Annotated in this window: 13 protein-coding genes; 4 read left to right on the plus strand and 9 right to left on the minus strand. The window is 71.6% G+C overall.

The window, feature by feature from the left end:
• Positions 1-83: 83 nt before the first annotated feature.
• From ABZ532_RS22945 to ABZ532_RS22960, 4 genes are read right to left on the minus strand one after another with little or no spacing between them, the layout of a single operon-like run.
• Positions 84-1,250, minus strand: a complete 1,167-nt coding sequence (locus ABZ532_RS22945; protein ID WP_361286669.1) for an acyl-CoA dehydrogenase family protein — start codon at positions 1,248-1,250, stop codon at positions 84-86.
• A gap of 2 nt (positions 1,251-1,252) precedes the next feature.
• The gene (locus ABZ532_RS22950; RefSeq protein WP_361286672.1) at positions 1,253-2,194 is read right to left on the minus strand and encodes a hydroxymethylglutaryl-CoA lyase; all 942 of its coding nucleotides are present in this window, start codon (positions 2,192-2,194) and stop codon (positions 1,253-1,255) included.
• Positions 2,187-4,238, minus strand: a complete 2,052-nt coding sequence (locus tag ABZ532_RS22955) for an acetyl/propionyl/methylcrotonyl-CoA carboxylase subunit alpha (RefSeq protein ID WP_361286675.1) — start codon at positions 4,236-4,238, stop codon at positions 2,187-2,189. The genes ABZ532_RS22950 and ABZ532_RS22955 overlap by 8 nt, the downstream gene beginning before the upstream one ends.
• Positions 4,239-4,265: 27 nt before the next feature.
• Positions 4,266-5,897 carry a carboxyl transferase domain-containing protein gene (locus ABZ532_RS22960; protein ID WP_361286678.1) on the minus strand — a complete coding sequence of 544 codons (1,632 nt, stop codon included), beginning with the start codon at positions 5,895-5,897 and terminating at the stop codon, positions 4,266-4,268.
• A gap of 83 nt (positions 5,898-5,980) precedes the next feature.
• Between ABZ532_RS22960 and ABZ532_RS22965 the strand changes: the two genes are divergently transcribed.
• Positions 5,981-6,604, plus strand: a complete 624-nt coding sequence (locus ABZ532_RS22965) for a TetR/AcrR family transcriptional regulator (protein WP_361286681.1) — start codon at positions 5,981-5,983, stop codon at positions 6,602-6,604.
• Positions 6,605-6,680: 76 nt separating this feature from the next.
• On the plus strand, positions 6,681-7,460 hold the full coding sequence (locus ABZ532_RS22970; protein ID WP_361286684.1) for a phosphatase: 780 nt from the start codon (positions 6,681-6,683) through the stop codon (positions 7,458-7,460).
• Here ABZ532_RS22970 and ABZ532_RS22975 read toward each other — a convergent pair.
• Entirely contained in the window at positions 7,396-8,523 is a 1,128-nt protein-coding gene (locus ABZ532_RS22975) for a cation diffusion facilitator family transporter (protein WP_361286687.1), read from the minus strand. The genes ABZ532_RS22970 and ABZ532_RS22975 overlap by 65 nt on opposite strands.
• Positions 8,524-8,594: 71 nt before the next feature.
• Between ABZ532_RS22975 and ABZ532_RS22980 the strand changes: the two genes are divergently transcribed.
• The gene (locus ABZ532_RS22980) at positions 8,595-9,314 is read left to right on the plus strand and encodes an alpha/beta hydrolase (protein WP_361286789.1); all 720 of its coding nucleotides are present in this window, start codon (positions 8,595-8,597) and stop codon (positions 9,312-9,314) included.
• 49 nt (positions 9,315-9,363) lie between these two features.
• Here the strand turns inward: ABZ532_RS22980 and tesB are convergent, their stop codons facing one another.
• Together tesB and ABZ532_RS22990 are read right to left on the minus strand one after the other, a co-directional pair.
• The gene (gene tesB, locus ABZ532_RS22985; RefSeq protein ID WP_361286690.1) at positions 9,364-10,239 is read right to left on the minus strand and encodes an acyl-CoA thioesterase II; all 876 of its coding nucleotides are present in this window, start codon (positions 10,237-10,239) and stop codon (positions 9,364-9,366) included.
• A gap of 4 nt (positions 10,240-10,243) precedes the next feature.
• Positions 10,244-11,401 (minus strand): acyl-CoA dehydrogenase family protein, encoded by a 1,158-nt coding sequence (locus tag ABZ532_RS22990; protein ID WP_361286693.1) that lies wholly within the window; start codon positions 11,399-11,401, stop codon positions 10,244-10,246.
• 110 nt (positions 11,402-11,511) lie between these two features.
• Between ABZ532_RS22990 and ABZ532_RS22995 the strand changes: the two genes are divergently transcribed.
• Entirely contained in the window at positions 11,512-12,171 is a 660-nt protein-coding gene (locus tag ABZ532_RS22995; protein WP_361286696.1) for a SprT family zinc-dependent metalloprotease, read from the plus strand.
• 58 nt (positions 12,172-12,229) lie between these two features.
• Here ABZ532_RS22995 and ABZ532_RS23000 read toward each other — a convergent pair whose 3' ends face one another.
• Together ABZ532_RS23000 and ABZ532_RS23005 are read right to left on the minus strand one after the other, a co-directional pair.
• Entirely contained in the window at positions 12,230-12,712 is a 483-nt protein-coding gene (locus ABZ532_RS23000; protein WP_361286699.1) for a hypothetical protein, read from the minus strand.
• A gap of 106 nt (positions 12,713-12,818) precedes the next feature.
• Positions 12,819-14,369, minus strand: a complete 1,551-nt coding sequence (locus tag ABZ532_RS23005; protein ID WP_361286702.1) for a PucR family transcriptional regulator — start codon at positions 14,367-14,369, stop codon at positions 12,819-12,821.
• Between the last annotated feature and the right edge of the window lie 17 nt (positions 14,370-14,386).

The raw sequence follows: 14,386 nt of genomic DNA on the forward strand, positions 1-14,386 counted from the left end.
AAGACTCGAGGGTAGGTTAGCCTAACCTCAGAAACTGTCCAGAGGCGGGGGTCGTACCGCAACCCCCGGCACCGCCCGCAAGCTCAGCCCGTGAGCCCCAACTCCCTTGCGATCAGCATCCGCTGGACCTCGCTCGTGCCCTCGCCGATTTCCAGGATCTTGGAGTCCCGCCACATCCTGGCCACCGGGTACTCGTTCATGAAGCCGTAGCCGCCGTGGATCTGGGTGGCCTCGCGGGCGTTGTCGACCGCGACGGTGGAGGAGTAAAGCTTCGCCAGCGCCGCCTCCTTCTTGAAGGGCTCGCCGAGGACGAGACGCGATGCCGCGTCGCGCCAGCCGATCCGGGCCATGTGTGCCCGCATCTCCATGTCGGCGATTTTGAACTGTATGGCCTGGTTGTCCCCGATCGGGCGGCCGAAGGCGTGCCGCTCCTTGGCGTACTTCACCGACTCGTCCACACAGCCCTGGGCCAGACCCGTGGCGAGCGCGGCGATCGCGATACGGCCCTCGTCCAGGATGCGCAGGAACTGGGCGTAGCCGCGGCCCTCATCGCCGAGCAGGTTGGCGAACGGGACCCGGACGTCGGCGAACGACAGCTCACGGGTGTCCGACGCGTTCCATCCCACCTTGGAGTAGGGGGCGGCGACGGTGAAGCCGGGGGTGCCGGACGGCACGATGATCGAGGAGATCAGCGGCTTGCCCTCGGGGGTGCGACCGGTGACCGCGGTGACCGTGACCAGGCCCGTGATGTCCGTGCCGGAGTTGGTGATGAAGCACTTGGAGCCGTTGATCACCCACTCGCCGGTGCTCTCGTCGCGCACGGCGGTGGTCTTGGTGCCGCCCGCGTCCGAGCCCGCGTCGGGCTCGGTGAGGCCGAAGGCGCCGAGGACCTCACCGGAGCACAGCCGGGGCAGCCACTCGCGCTTCTGCTCCTCGGTGCCGAAGCGGTAGACCGGCATGGCTCCCAGCGAGACACCGGCCTCCAGGGTGATCGCCACGGACGAGTCGACCCGGGCGAGCTCCTCCAGGGCGATACCGAGGGCCAGGTAGTCGCCGCCCATCCCGCCGTACTCCTCGGGGAAGGGCAGTCCGAACAGGCCCATACGGCCCATCTCGCGGACGATCTCGTAGGGGAACTCGTGCCGCTCGTAGAAGTCGCCGATCTTCGGGGCGACCACATCGTGGGCGAACTCCTCGACGGTGCGCCGGAGTTCCTCGTGCTCGGAGGAGAGACGGTGGTCGAGCGACATGGCTAGGACTCCTTGTGGGACAGGGCACGCACGGTGCGGGACGGGCTGGGTCGGCCCAGCTGCTCGGCCATCCACGCGCTGGTGGCGCTGAGTCGGTCGAGATCGACCCCGGTGTCGATACCGAGGCCGTGGAGCATCCACACGAGGTCTTCGGTGGCGAGGTTTCCGGTGGCGCTCTTGGCGTACGGGCAGCCGCCGAGGCCGCCCGCCGAGGCGTCGACCGTGGTCACACCGTGCTCCAGCGCCGCGAAGGTGTTGGCCAGGGCCTGGCCGTAGGTGTCGTGGAAGTGCACCCCGATCGCGCTGGTGGGCACACCCTCCTCGTTGAGCCGGGCGAGCAGGGCGAGCACATGACCGGGGGTCGCGACACCGATGGTGTCCCCGAGGCTCAGCTCGTCGCAGCCCAGGTCCATCAGCTGCTTGGCGACCCGGACCACCTGGTGGATGGGCACCCTGCCCTCCCAGGGGTCGCCGAAGCACATCGAGAGATAGCCCCGCACGTGGACCTTGTCGTCCTTCGCGCGGGCGATGACGGGCTCGAACATGGCGAGCGACTCGGCGACCGTCCGGTTGAGGTTGCGGGCCGCGAACGTCTCGGTCGCCGACCCGAACACCGCGATGCGGCGCGCCCCCAGGGCAAGGGCACGCTCAAGGCCGCGCTCGTTGGGCACGAGGACGGGCAGGGCGACACCCTCGAGGTCGCCGAGGCGGGGGAAAAGATCTTCGGCGTCCGCCAGTTGGGGCACCCACTTGGGGTGGACGAAGCTGGTGGCCTCGACGGTGGTCAGGCCCGCGTCGGCGAGACGGTGGATGAACTCCGCCTTCACCTCGGTCGGGACGACCTCCTTCTCGTTCTGGAGACCGTCACGGGCGCCCACCTCATGGATGCGCACCCGCGGTGGGAGCTCCGGGACGGGTACCTGCATCGGCAGTCCGTCAGTCATCGCTCGGCTCCTTCGGTCCGTCCTCGCGCGGGGCCACGACGGCGAGCACCTGGTCCATGGCGACGGTGGCTCCCGGGGTGACGTCCAGCTCGGTGACGGTGCCGGCGTGCGGGGCGGAGATGACGTGCTCCATCTTCATCGCCTCGACGACCAGCAGGCTCTGGCCCGCCTCGACCGTGTCGCCGACGGAGACCTTGACCACGGTCACGGTGCCCGGCATCGGTGCCGCCAGCGTGTCCGCTCCCTGGCGCGCGGCGCCGCTGAGCGAGGCCTCCACCGGGTCGTGGTCCAGGACGTGCCAGGAGTCACCGTCCCTGCCGAGCCAGATCCCCTCGGGTCCGATGGCATGCCGGAAGGTGTGGGTGACTCCGTCGACCTCGACGGTGACGGTGCCGGACCGGTCCCCGTCCGCCGACAGCCCCGACCCGTTGTCCGTCCGCACCCGCCGCACCGGCTTCGCGGGCGCTTCGCCCACGGTGCACACGGTCCCCGCCGCCGTACCGCTCACCCGGACCGTCAGCGGGTCCTGGCCGGGGATGCGGAAGTGGTGCACCGTCGCGGCGTGTTCACCGCCCAGCCGCCAGCCGTTCGGGACGGAGAAGGGGTCGACCCAGCCGCCGGACGTCCCGGACGCCCCCGGCCGGCGCAGCAGTGCCGCCGCCGCGTACACCTCGTCGGGCACGCCACCGGGCACCAGGCCGTCCGCGTCCCGCTCCACGAGCCCCGTGTCCATGTCGCCCGAGACCACATCCTGGTGATCCAGCAGACGGCGCAGGAAGCCCGCGTTCGTCGGCACGCCGAGGGTGACCGTGTCCGCCAGGGCCGCGCGCAGCTTGCGCAGCGCGGTCCGGCGGTCGGGGCCGTAGGCGATGACCTTCGACAGCATCGGGTCGTAGAGGCTGGAGACCTCGGTGCCCTCGCTGAGCCCCGAGTCGGTGCGCACGCCCTGGCCCTGCGGTTCATGAAGGGCGAGCACCGTGCCACCGGAGGGCAGGAAGCCGCGTGCCGGGTCCTCCGCGCAGATCCGGGCCTCGACGGCGTGACCGGTGAGCCGGATGTCCTCCTGGGTGAACGAGAGCCGCTCACCCGCCGCCACCCGCAGCTGCCACTCCACCAGATCCAGACCGGTGATCAGCTCGGTGACCGGGTGCTCCACCTGGAGCCGGGTGTTCATCTCCATGAAGTAGTAGGCGGAAGGGTCACTGCCCGGAACGATGAACTCCACCGTGCCCGCGCCGCGGTAGCCGCAGGAGCGCGCCGCCTGCACAGCGGCCTCGCCCATGGCGGCCCGGGTCGCCTCGTCCAGCAGGACGGACGGTGCCTCCTCGATGATCTTCTGGTGGCGGCGCTGAAGCGAGCACTCGCGCTCACCGAGGTGCACCACATTGCCGTGCCCGTCCGCGAGGACCTGGAGCTCGATGTGCCGGGGACGGTCGATCCACCGCTCCACCAGCAGGGTGTCGTCGCCGAACGAGGCCCGCGCCTCGCGTCGCGCGGCGGCGATCTCTTCCAGCAGCGCCGACTCGACCCGCGTGAGCCGCATGCCCTTGCCGCCGCCGCCCGCCGACGGCTTCAGCAGCACCGGCATCCCGATCTCCCGGGCCGCGTCGGCGAGCTGCTCGTCCGTCAGCCCGGACCCGGACGAACCGGGCACCACCGGTACGCCGGCCTCGCGTACGGTCTCCTTCGCGCGGATCTTGTCGCCCATCAGCGAGATCGCCGACGCGGAAGGACCGATGAAGACCAGCCCCGCGTCCTCACAGGCCTGGGCGAAGGCCGCGTTCTCCGCGAGGAAGCCATAGCCGGGGTGGACCGCCTGGGCCCCGCTGAGCCGCGCCGCGTCCAGCAGCCGCTTCACCGAGAGGTAGCTCTCCGCCGCGGCGGCCGGACCGAGCCGCACCGCGGTGTCGGCCTCCCGGACGTGCCGGGCATCGGCGTCCGCGTCGCTGAAGACGGCGACCGAGCGCACCCCCATGGCCCGCAGCGTCCGGATGACGCGGACCGCGATCTCACCGCGGTTGGCGACCAGAACCGTGTCGAACATCGTCTGTCCCTTGAAGTCCACAGTCCCTCACATCCGGAAGACGCCGAAGCCGGGCGCCGCGCTGTCCCTTTGCGGGAGCGGGGCGTTGGCACAGGCGGTCAGAGCCAGACCCAGCACCTGCCGGGTCTCCAGCGGGTCGATCACCCCGTCGTCCCACAGCCGGGCGGTCGCGTAGTACGCATTGCCCTGCTGGTCGTACTGGTCGCGGATGGGGGCCTTGAAGGCCTCTTCCTCATCGGCGGCCCACGCATCGCCCCGGCCCTCGATCTGGTCGCGCTTGACCGTCGCCAGCACCGATGCGGCCTGCTCCCCGCCCATCACGGAGATCTTGGCGTTCGGCCACATCCACAGGAAGCGGGGGGAGTACGCCCGGCCGCACATCGAGTAGTTGCCCGCGCCGTAGGAGCCGCCGATGACGACCGTCAGCTTGGGCACCCTGGTGCAGGCCACGGCCGTCACCATCTTGGCGCCGTGCTTGGCGATGCCCCCGTGCTCGTAGTCCTTGCCGACCATGAAGCCCGAGATGTTCTGGAGGAACAGCAGGGGGATTCCCCGCTGGTCGCACAGCTCGATGAAGTGCGCGCCCTTCTGGGCGGACTCGGCGAACAGGATGCCGTTGTTGGCGACGATGCCGACCGGGTGGCCGTGGATCCGGGCGAAGCCGGTGACCAGGGTCTGCCCGAACTCCGACTTGAACTCGGCGAACCGGGAGCCGTCGGCGATCCGGGCGATGACCTCCCGGACGTCATAGGGCGTGCGCGAGTCCGCCGGCACCGCCCCGTACAGCCCGAAGGGGTCGGCCTTCGGCTCCTCGGCGGGCTCCACGGACCACGGGAGCGGCCCGCGCTCGGGCAGGGTCGCCACGATGTTCCGCACGATCCGCAGGGCGTGGGCGTCGTCCTCGGCCAGATGGTCCGTCACCCCGGAGATCCGGGAGTGCACCTCGCCACCGCCGAGCTCCTCGGCCGTGACCACCTCGCCCGTCGCCGCCTTCACCAGCGGCGGTCCGCCCAGGAAGATCGTCCCCTGGTCCCGCACGATCACGGCCTCGTCGCTCATCGCCGGGACGTAGGCGCCGCCCGCCGTGCAGGAGCCCATCACCGCGGCGATCTGCGGAATGCGCGCACCCGAGAGCCGTGCCTGGTTGTAGAAGATCCGGCCGAAGTGCTCACGGTCCGGGAAGACCTCGTCCTGCATCGGCAGGAAGGCGCCGCCCGAGTCGACCAGGTAGACACACGGCAGGCGGTTCTCCAGCGCCACTTCCTGGGCGCGCAGATGCTTCTTCACCGTCATCGGGTAGTACGTGCCGCCCTTGACCGTGGCGTCATTGGCGACGACCACGACCTCACGACCGCTCACCCGGCCGATACCGGCGATCACCCCGGCCGCGGGAGCCTGGCCGTCGTACATCCCGTCGGCCGCCAGCGGGGCCAGCTCCAGGAAGGGCGAGCCCGGGTCCAGGAGCGTGTCCACCCGGTCGCGCGGCAGCAGCTTGCCGCGCGCGGTGTGCCGTGCGCGCGCCTTCTCGCCGCCGCCCAGACGAGCCGCGGCCAGCTTCGCGCGCAGTGTGTCGGTCAGCTCGCGGTGCGCCGCCTCATTGGCCTGCCAGGCCTCGGATGCGGGATCTGCCGCACTCGCCAGCACAGGTGCCTGCTGCATCGGTCCAGCCCTCCTTGTTAATGAGCGTTAACCGATCCCCTCCAGGTTAACGAGCGCTAACCGTGCTGTCTAGAATCAGTTGTATGAGCACCAGAGCCGACGCCCCGACCCGGCGCGAGCAGATCCTCAAGGAGGCCGCCCGGCTCTTCGCCGAGCGCGGCTTCCACGGCGTCGGAGTGGACGAGATAGGAGCGGCTGTCGGTATCAGCGGCCCCGGTCTGTACCGCCACTTCGCCGGCAAGGACGCGATGCTCGCCGAGCTGCTGGTCGGGATCTCCGGCCGGCTGCTGGACGGTGGCAGGCGCAGGGTCGCCGAAGCCGATGGATCCGGTGGAGCCGGCGGAGCCCCTGAGCAGGTGCTCGCCTCACTGATCGACGGGCATATCGACTTCGCGCTCGACGACCGCCCGCTGATCACCCTGCACGACCGCGAGCTCGACCGGTTGCGCGACAGCGACCGCAAGCTGGTGCGTCAGCTCCAGCGCCAGTACGTCGAGCTGTGGGTCGACGTGGTCCGCAAGCTGCACCCGGAGGTCCCCGAGGCCCAGGTACGGGCGGCCGTCCACGCCGTGTTCGGGCTGCTGAACTCCACCCCGCACCTCGGCTCGTACGGGAACTCCTACGGAAACGGCCTGCCGGGGCGCTCCGCCATGGAGGCGCTCCTGCGCAAGCTGGCCCACGGAGCGTTCGCGTCGCTGTCGGCGTGAGCCTCGACCCGGGGTGGCGGCGTCCGCGCTCTGGGACGCCCGGCACGCTCCGCACACCTGGCGGCACAATGGGCGCATGCCGATACCGAACCGCGCCGCCCTCGTCGACCACCTCGTCCGCACCCGTATCGCCGGAGACGTCGCCACGCCCCGCGACAACAACCTCTCCCACTACCGCAAGCTGGCCAACGGCGACCGCCACTACTGGCTGGGGCTCGAACTCGGCGACCGCTGGACCGACGAGCAGGACGTGCTGGCCGTCATGGCCGAGCGCTGCGGCGTCAACGACGATCCCCTGCACCGGTTCGGCCAGGACACCATCGACCCCGAGCTGACCGTCGACGCCCTCGACCGCATGGCGGCACGGCTCAAGGAGGCGGCCGCCGCCAGGCAGTCGGTGCTCTTCGCAACCGGGCACCCCGGTGGGCTGCTCGATGTGCACCGGCAGACCGCGGACGCGCTGCGGGCCGCGGGCTGCGAGATCGTGCGGATCCCCTCGGGACTCACCGCGGACGAGGGCCTGGTCTTCCAGTTCGCCGATGTCGCGATGCTGGAACGCGGCGCCACCCTGTGGCACACCCACTCGCCGGAACCGATGGCCGCCGTCCTGGACGGTCTGGGGCGGGAAGGGCGGTCCCAGCCGGATCTGGTGGTCGCGGACCACGGCTGGGCGGGCTGCGCCGGCCAGCGGGGGATCGACGCCGTGGGCTACGCGGACTGCAACGACCCGGCGCTGTTCATCGGCGAGGCGGAGGGCACCCTTCAGGTGACGGTTCCGCTGGACGACCATGTCACGGACCCGCGCTTCTACGATCCGATGACGGCGTATCTCCTGAACGCGGCAGGGCTCCTCTGACCCCAGGGGACGCCACGGGATCGTGGGGTGCTCCGGGACCTGGTGCCGTTCCGGGACGGGAGCCGGGCCGGACCTGGTGCACTCCCGGCGTCGGATCCAGGTACACCCTGCGGATCGCGGGGAAGCGCTGGCGCAGCTGCTGCTCGGCGTCCTCGCAGGCCCACTCCACCTGTTCGGCCGATGCCACGTCCCGGAAGTTCACCTTCGCCGCGATCAGGATCTCGGTGGGCCCCTGGACGAGAGTGGTCAGCTCCAGCACCTCGACGATGTGCGGCACGGTGAGCAGCTCCTCGCGCACCGACTCCCGCATCCGTGGCGGCAGTGGACGGCCGATCAGCAGCGCGGCGTTGCTGCTGCCGAGCACCCAGGCCACGGCGGCCAGCAGCAGCCCGATCAGCAGTGACGCGATGCCGTCCCAGACGGTGGAGCCTGTGAGCTGGCCACCGGCCAGGCCCGCCGCGGCGAGCAGCAGTCCGAGCAGCGCCGCGGAGTCCTCCGTCGTCACGGCCTTCACCGCCGGCCGGGGGGTGTGGCGCAGCGGGCGCCGGGCCGGGGCGCCCGGCCGCACCGCCCGGCCCCGCAGTTGCCGGACGCCCCTGGTCAGCGAGACCCCTTCCAGCGCGGCGGCGACCGCCAGCACCAGGTAGGAGACGAGCGGATCACCCGGCGTACCGCCGTGTGCGAGGGTGCGGATGCCGCCGTACACGGCGAAGACCGCGCCGCCCACGAAGGTGGCGACCGAGGCCAGCACGGCCCAGACGTAGCGCTCGGGCCCGTAGCCCAGCGGGTGCTCCTCGTCGGCGGGTCGGGCGCTCCTGCGCAGCGCGGTGGGCGGCAGGACGCCGGTGACCGTGTCGGCGACCGAATGGGCGGCCTCGGCGAGCATCGCGCCCGACCCGCTGACGACTCCAGCGACCGCCTTCGCCACGGCGATGGCCAGGCCGGCCAGGCCCGCGACGATCACGGTGCCGGTGCTTTCCGGTGGCTCGTCGGGCGCTATGTGCTCCGGTGGGGGGACGGGAGCGTCTGCCGGCTCGCCGGCGGTGTTCGCGTCGCTCGCCATGAGGGGAGGGTATGTCTGTTGTGTCAGGTGTGCCCGATCTCGGCGTGGCCAGGGCGACAGGCGGTGAGACGTTGGCGGACTATGTCCTGGTCCATGGGGCCATGCACGGGGGTTGGTGCTGGGGGCCGGTGCGCGATGCGCTGACCCGGCAGGGGCACCGCGTGTTCACACCGAGTCTGACCGGTCAGGGCGAGCGTCACCGCGAGCTGACTCGGGAGGTGGGCGTCGCCACCCATGTGGACGACCTGGTGGACCTCATCTGGTACGAGGACCTCGGCGACGTCCGTCTCGTCCTGCACAGCTATGCCGGAATCCTGGCCGGACCGGTCGCGGAACGCGCGGCCGGCCGGCTCGCCGTCGTGGTCCTCATGGGCGGTTTCCTGGTCCGGCCCGGGGAGTGCCTGCTGGACGTCGAGCCGCCCGAGGCCGCGCGTCGCTACCGCGAGCTGGCCGCCGAGCGCGGCGAGGGCTGGTACCTGCCCGCGGACGCCTCGTACCTCACCCAGTGGGGCGTACGGGACGAGCGACTGCGGGCGTGGGCGGGGCCACGCCTCACCGACTTCCCGTTCCGCTGCCAGACGGATCCCGTCGAATTCGACCCGGGCCCCCTCGCGGCACTGCACAGGGTCTATGTGCGGCACACCGGCCCGCCGCTGCCGAGCCTCGACGCGTCCCTCGCGGCCGCTCGCGCGGACGGCTGGGAGATCCGCACGATCGCGTGCGGGCACGACATGATGCTGGAGGCCCCGGAGGAGACGGCCCGGATCCTCGAGTCCCGGACCCGGACATGACCTGAGTGGGTCCGGTGGAGTGATCAGGCCGGAACAGGGCCGAGTACACCTAGTCGCGTGGGACGCGGACCACGCCTTCCTGGATCACCGAGATCGCCAGCTGCCCGTCCCGCGTATAGATACGTGCCTGTCCGAGACCGCGCCCGCCGTGCGCGGACGGCGACTCCTGGTCGTACAGCAGCCACTCGTCCGCCCGGAAGGGGCGGTGGAACCACATCGCGTGGTCCAGCGAGGCGCCCACGACGTCCCCGACCGTCCAGCCGCCCCGCCCGTGGGCGAGCAGCACGGAGTCGAGCAGGGTCATGTCCGAGACATAGGTGGCGAGGCAGACGTGCAGCATCGGGTCGTCCGCGAGCTTGCCGTTGGTGCGGAACCACACCTGTGAGCGCGGCTCGCGCGGGTTCCCGACAGTGGCGAACGGAGGCTCGGACACATAGCGCAGATCGACCGCGTCCCGGGCGGCGAGCAGGCGCCGCGCGACGTCCGGGTGGATGAACGTGTCCGCATACTGCGGGATGCTCTCGGCGGCCGTCGGCAGGGTCTCGGGGTCCGGGGCGTCCGGCATAGGGGCCTGGTGGTCGAGCCCCTCCTCGTACGTCTGGAAGGACGCCGAGAGATGGAAGATCGGCTGGCCGTGCTGGACGGCGACGACCCGCCGGGTGGTGAAGGAACGGCCGTCGCGGATCCGGTCGACGGTGTAGACGATCGGCGCGCCGGGGTCGCCCATGCGCAGGAAGTACGAGTGCAGGGAGTGCGCCGTACGGTCCGTGGGGACGGTGCGGCCCGCGGCGACGAGCGCCTGGGCCGCGACCTGTCCGCCGAAGACCCGGGGTACGACCGCCGAACGCGATCGTCCCCGGAAGATGTCCTGCTCGATCTGCTCGAGGTCGAGCAGATCGAGCAGGCCGTCAAGAGCTTCGCTCACAGGGTCAGAGTCCCATGTTCTTGGCGATGATCGACTTCATGACCTCGCTGGTGCCGCCGTAGATGCGGTTGACACGGTTGTCAGCGTACAGGCGGGCGATCGGGTACTCGTTCATGTAGCCGTAGCCGCCGTGCAGCTGGAGGCAGCGGTCGATGACCCGGTGCGCCACCTCGGTGCAGAACAGCTTGGCCGACGCGGCCTCGGCCGGGGTCAGCTCGCCCGCGTCCAGGGCCTCCAGCGCGCGGTCCGCGACGGCCTCGGCGGCGTCTACCTCGGCCTGGCAGGCGGCCAGCTCGAACTTGGTGTTCTGGAACGAGGCGACCGTCTTGCCGAACACGGTGCGGTCCTGCACGTACTGCTTGGCGAACCGGACGGCGGCCTTCGCCTGGGAGTAGGCGCCGAAGGCGATGCCGAAGCGCTCGGAGGTCAGGTTCTGGCCGAGGTAGTAGAAGCCCTTGTTCTCCTCGCCGAGCAGGTCCTCGACCGGGACCTTGACGTCGACGAAGGCCAGCTCGGCGGTGTCGGAAGTGCGCAGGCCCAGCTTGTCCAGCTTGCGGCCTATGGAGTAGCCCTCGGACTTGGTGTCCACCGCGAACAGGGAGATGCCGAAGCGGCGGTCCTCGGCGGTCGGGGCGGAGGTGCGGGCGCAGACGATCACGCGCTCGGCGTGCACACCACCGGTGATGAAGGTCTTGGAGCCGTTGAGGACGTAGTGGGTGCCGTCATCGGAGAGCTTGGCGGTGGTCTTCATGCCCGCGACGTCGGAGCCGGTGCCCGGCTCGGTCATCGCCAGTGCCCACATCTCCTCGCCGGTGACGAACTTCGGCAGGAAGCGCTTCTTCTGCTCGTCGTCGGCCAGCATCTTGATGTAGGGCAGAGCGAGCAGCACATGCACGCCTGAGCCGCCGAACTGGACACCCGCGCGGGAGGTCTCCTCGTAGAGCACAGCCTCGAACTTGTGGGTGTCCAGGCCTGCTCCGCCGAACTCCTCGGGCACGTTGATCCCGAAGACGCCCAGCTCACCGAGCTTGTAGTAGAAGTCGCGAGGCGCCTGGCCGGCCGCGAACCACTCGTCGTAGACGGGCACGACCTCGGCCTCGATGAAGGCCCGGATGGTCTCCCGGAACGCCTCGTGGTCCTCGTTGAAAACGGTACGGCGCACGGACGCCTCCTCGTGACTGTGTGGGTTCGCGGCAATGTCTAAGCGCTTGCTCAGTCATAAGTTACCGGGCGGTTGTTGAACGTGTCCAGAGTGATGCTGGGCACGCTCGCGTGCCCCCAAGGCCGGTCACCCTTCACGCGCCCCAGGGACGTCCGGCGGCCGACGCCCTCGCGTTCGTCCGGGCCCACCGGGCATGGGTGGCGGCCAAGACTGCGCAAAGGGAGCGAACCAGGCCGCTGAACCCGCCCAAGCGTCTCGTCGAGGGAGAGGTGTTCCGGTATCTCGGGCGGACCTATCGCCTGGCCATCGACGGCGAGCGCCCGGAGGGCGCCGGGGTCCGGCTCGTCGCCGGGCGTCTGCTCCTCAACCAGGAACAGGCCGATGATCCGGCCCGGGGCCGGTCTGCGCTCGTCGACTGGTACTGCCGCGCCGGCCGCGAGTGGGCCAGGGGCAGACTCCAGCCGTGGGCGGCGCGTATGGGAGTCGCGGAGCCGACGCTGGACGTTTTGGATCTCGGCGGCCGTTGGGGCCGCTACCGTCCGTCTGGCGGCGACGTCGGACCCGGGCAGATGAGTCTGGGCTGGTCGCTGTTCCAACTGCCCATGCATCTTGTGGACTATGTCGTCGCCCACGAGCTCGCGCATGTGCGTGTCTCGGGGCACGGAGACGATTTCTGGCGGTTGCTGGGGCGCGCCCTGCCCGAGTACGAGGAGCGGCGTGCCGAGCTGGACGAACTGGGGCGTCGCATGTGGATGGGAGAGATCGTCTAGTCCGCCTCCGCTGTGAGCAGCTGCAGTTCGGTGGCCTCAGTCGTCGGCGGGTGTGCGCTCAGCTCGCAGTGACCGACGTCTGGTCCGGCAGGGGCGCCTCGCCGTCGTAGGCCGCCAGTGCCGCCTGCCGGCGTACGAGGAGTTCACCGAGGTCCTCGGGCGTCAGACGCTCCTGGGCCAGCTTCACCGTGGCGCGGCCCTCCACGTCCGCCCAGGCGTGCCGGGCGCGCTTGTTGGCCCGGCGGCGGGTGTCGCTGCGGAGGAAGCCCGCGCCGGCCGCGAAGCCGGCGGAGGCCAGGGCGATCAGCGCGGCGGGGATGCGCGCGTCCGCCGTGGCCAGACCGGCCGCGCCCGCCGTGCCGGCGAGCAGCGCCGCGGGAAAGCCGAGGGCGATGTCCAGCCGGGTCCAGAAATCCGCCCGCTTGTGCGCGAGCGCCCTCTGCCGGGCCGCCTCCTCCTGCAGCCGCTCGACCTCGGCACGCAGGCGGCGCCCGGGTCCACCCGGGGCCAGGGTCACGGTTCCGTCGGCGGATATGGTCATGCGGGCATTCCAACACGCCTGCGGCACAAGAGACTTGGCGTGATGCCCACAGCGTTCCGGCGCCGGAGTCGTGGACTCCCGACGGAACCACGACGCCGCGGCCCGGTCACACGTACCGCAGCGCGAACCACAGCTCCATCCGTACGTCCGCGTCGTCCACGTCGACCCCCAGCAGTGAGCCGCAGCGGGCGATCCGCTGGCGCACGGTGTTGCGGTGGACGCCCAGGGCCACCGCCGTGCGGTCCCAGCTGCCGTGCAGGGAGAGCCAGACGCGCAGCGTCTCGGTGAGCGCCGGGGCGTCCGCGACGGGCGCGAGCAGGGTGCGGGCGTGTGCGGCGGCCTCGGTGGGCGCGACCAGTTCGGCCAGCCCCGCGTCGCGCTGCCGTGCCAGCGGCTCACGGGTCGCCTCGGCACGCCGCAGCGCCCGCGCGGCGGCCGTGTCGGCGGCGCTCAGCTCGCCCGGTTCGGCCGGGGCGCTCACCCCCAGGGTCCAGCCGGGCTGAGGCTCGATCCGGCGCTCGCCGGGAAGCAGGATCCGTACGGTCGCGCCGGTGGCGTCCGCTCCGGAATCCAAGTCCACCAGCGCGCTGCCCAGTGCCGCGCCGAGCGCGGATGCCCCGATCCGGTCGGGCGGCAGTCCTTGCCGGGAGGCGTGCACCACGATCCAGCGGCCGGGTGCCAGCGCCGGCGCCACCTCGGCGGGCGCCGCTCCCAGCAGCAGCCGCACCAACGCGGCGGAGCGGCTGGCCGCGTCCGCTCCCTGGTGCGGTGCGGTGAGCAGCGACAGGAGGACCACGGCCATCCCTGCCACGGTGTGCCCGCCCGGCTCGCGGGCATCGGTCGCGATCCCGAGGGTCAGCCCCTGCGCGCCGCCGAGCGCGTAGGCCGCCAGATGGTGACCGCCCGCGGCGTCGGTGGCGGATGAGGGGGCGCGCCGGACCGGTGTCGCGGCCCCCGGGACCGCGCGCCCCGTGCGCTCCCCGAGCTCCCCTCGCCCCGGGAGCGCGTCGTCCGCCGCGGCCGGATTCACCACGCGCGCCAGCCGCCCGAGCGCCTCGCGGGCCTCCCGCGACGGGGCGCGCCCCGCCGACTGTGCGGCGGAGCCGTCCGGGGACAGCAGTACCGCCCAGCCGCCCAGGCGGGTCGCGAGCTGCTGGAGCACCGCCGGCACCGGGTCGGGCCGCGCGGCGGCGGCGGCCAGGCCCTGCTGCGCCTCGCTGACCCGGCGTACCTCCCGCAGCCGGACCTGGGCCATCAGTCGCCACACGGCCCGGGCGACCGCCGTGAACGGGGTCCCCGGCGGCACCTCGACCAGCGGTAGCCCGTGCCGCTCGCAGGCTCGTACGAGAGCCTCGGGGACGGTGTCGTGCACCGGAGCCACCCCGAAGCCGATCGCGGCGCCTCCCGCCTCGGCCACCCGGGAGACGTAACGCTCCGGGTCCGCCAGCAGGACCCCGGCCGTCAGCAGCAGCTCACCGCCCAGCAGATAGGGATACGGATCAGCCATTTCCGAGGGGTGCACCCACTGGATGCCGGTGTCCGCGGGCCCCGTGATCAGTCGCAGCCCCAGATCCTCGCGCGCCAGCAGCGCGGACAGCGGGATGGGGGGCGCGGGCGGGACGGGTGGGTTCGATGGGAGGGCGATGGGGTCCGGCATGGTGGACGTTCCATCCG

It is taken from the genome of Streptomyces sp. NPDC019396 (genome assembly GCF_040632375.1).
Taxonomy (GTDB): domain Bacteria; phylum Actinomycetota; class Actinomycetes; order Streptomycetales; family Streptomycetaceae; genus Streptomyces.

Coding starts and splice junctions, on each gene's coding strand:
- ABZ532_RS22965 (WP_361286681.1), top strand. CDS start 5,981: ATGAGCACCAGAGCCGACGCCCCGACCCGGCGCGAGCAGATCCTCAAG.
- ABZ532_RS23005 (WP_361286702.1), bottom strand. CDS start 14,369: ATGCCGGACCCCATCGCCCTCCCATCGAACCCACCCGTCCCGCCCGCG.
- ABZ532_RS22945 (WP_361286669.1), bottom strand. CDS start 1,250: ATGTCGCTCGACCACCGTCTCTCCTCCGAGCACGAGGAACTCCGGCGC.
- ABZ532_RS22970 (WP_361286684.1), top strand. CDS start 6,681: ATGCCGATACCGAACCGCGCCGCCCTCGTCGACCACCTCGTCCGCACC.
- ABZ532_RS23000 (WP_361286699.1), bottom strand. CDS start 12,712: ATGACCATATCCGCCGACGGAACCGTGACCCTGGCCCCGGGTGGACCC.
- ABZ532_RS22950 (WP_361286672.1), bottom strand. CDS start 2,194: ATGACTGACGGACTGCCGATGCAGGTACCCGTCCCGGAGCTCCCACCG.
- ABZ532_RS22960 (WP_361286678.1), bottom strand. CDS start 5,897: ATGCAGCAGGCACCTGTGCTGGCGAGTGCGGCAGATCCCGCATCCGAG.
- ABZ532_RS22955 (WP_361286675.1), bottom strand. CDS start 4,238: ATGTTCGACACGGTTCTGGTCGCCAACCGCGGTGAGATCGCGGTCCGC.
- ABZ532_RS22975 (WP_361286687.1), bottom strand. CDS start 8,523: ATGGCGAGCGACGCGAACACCGCCGGCGAGCCGGCAGACGCTCCCGTC.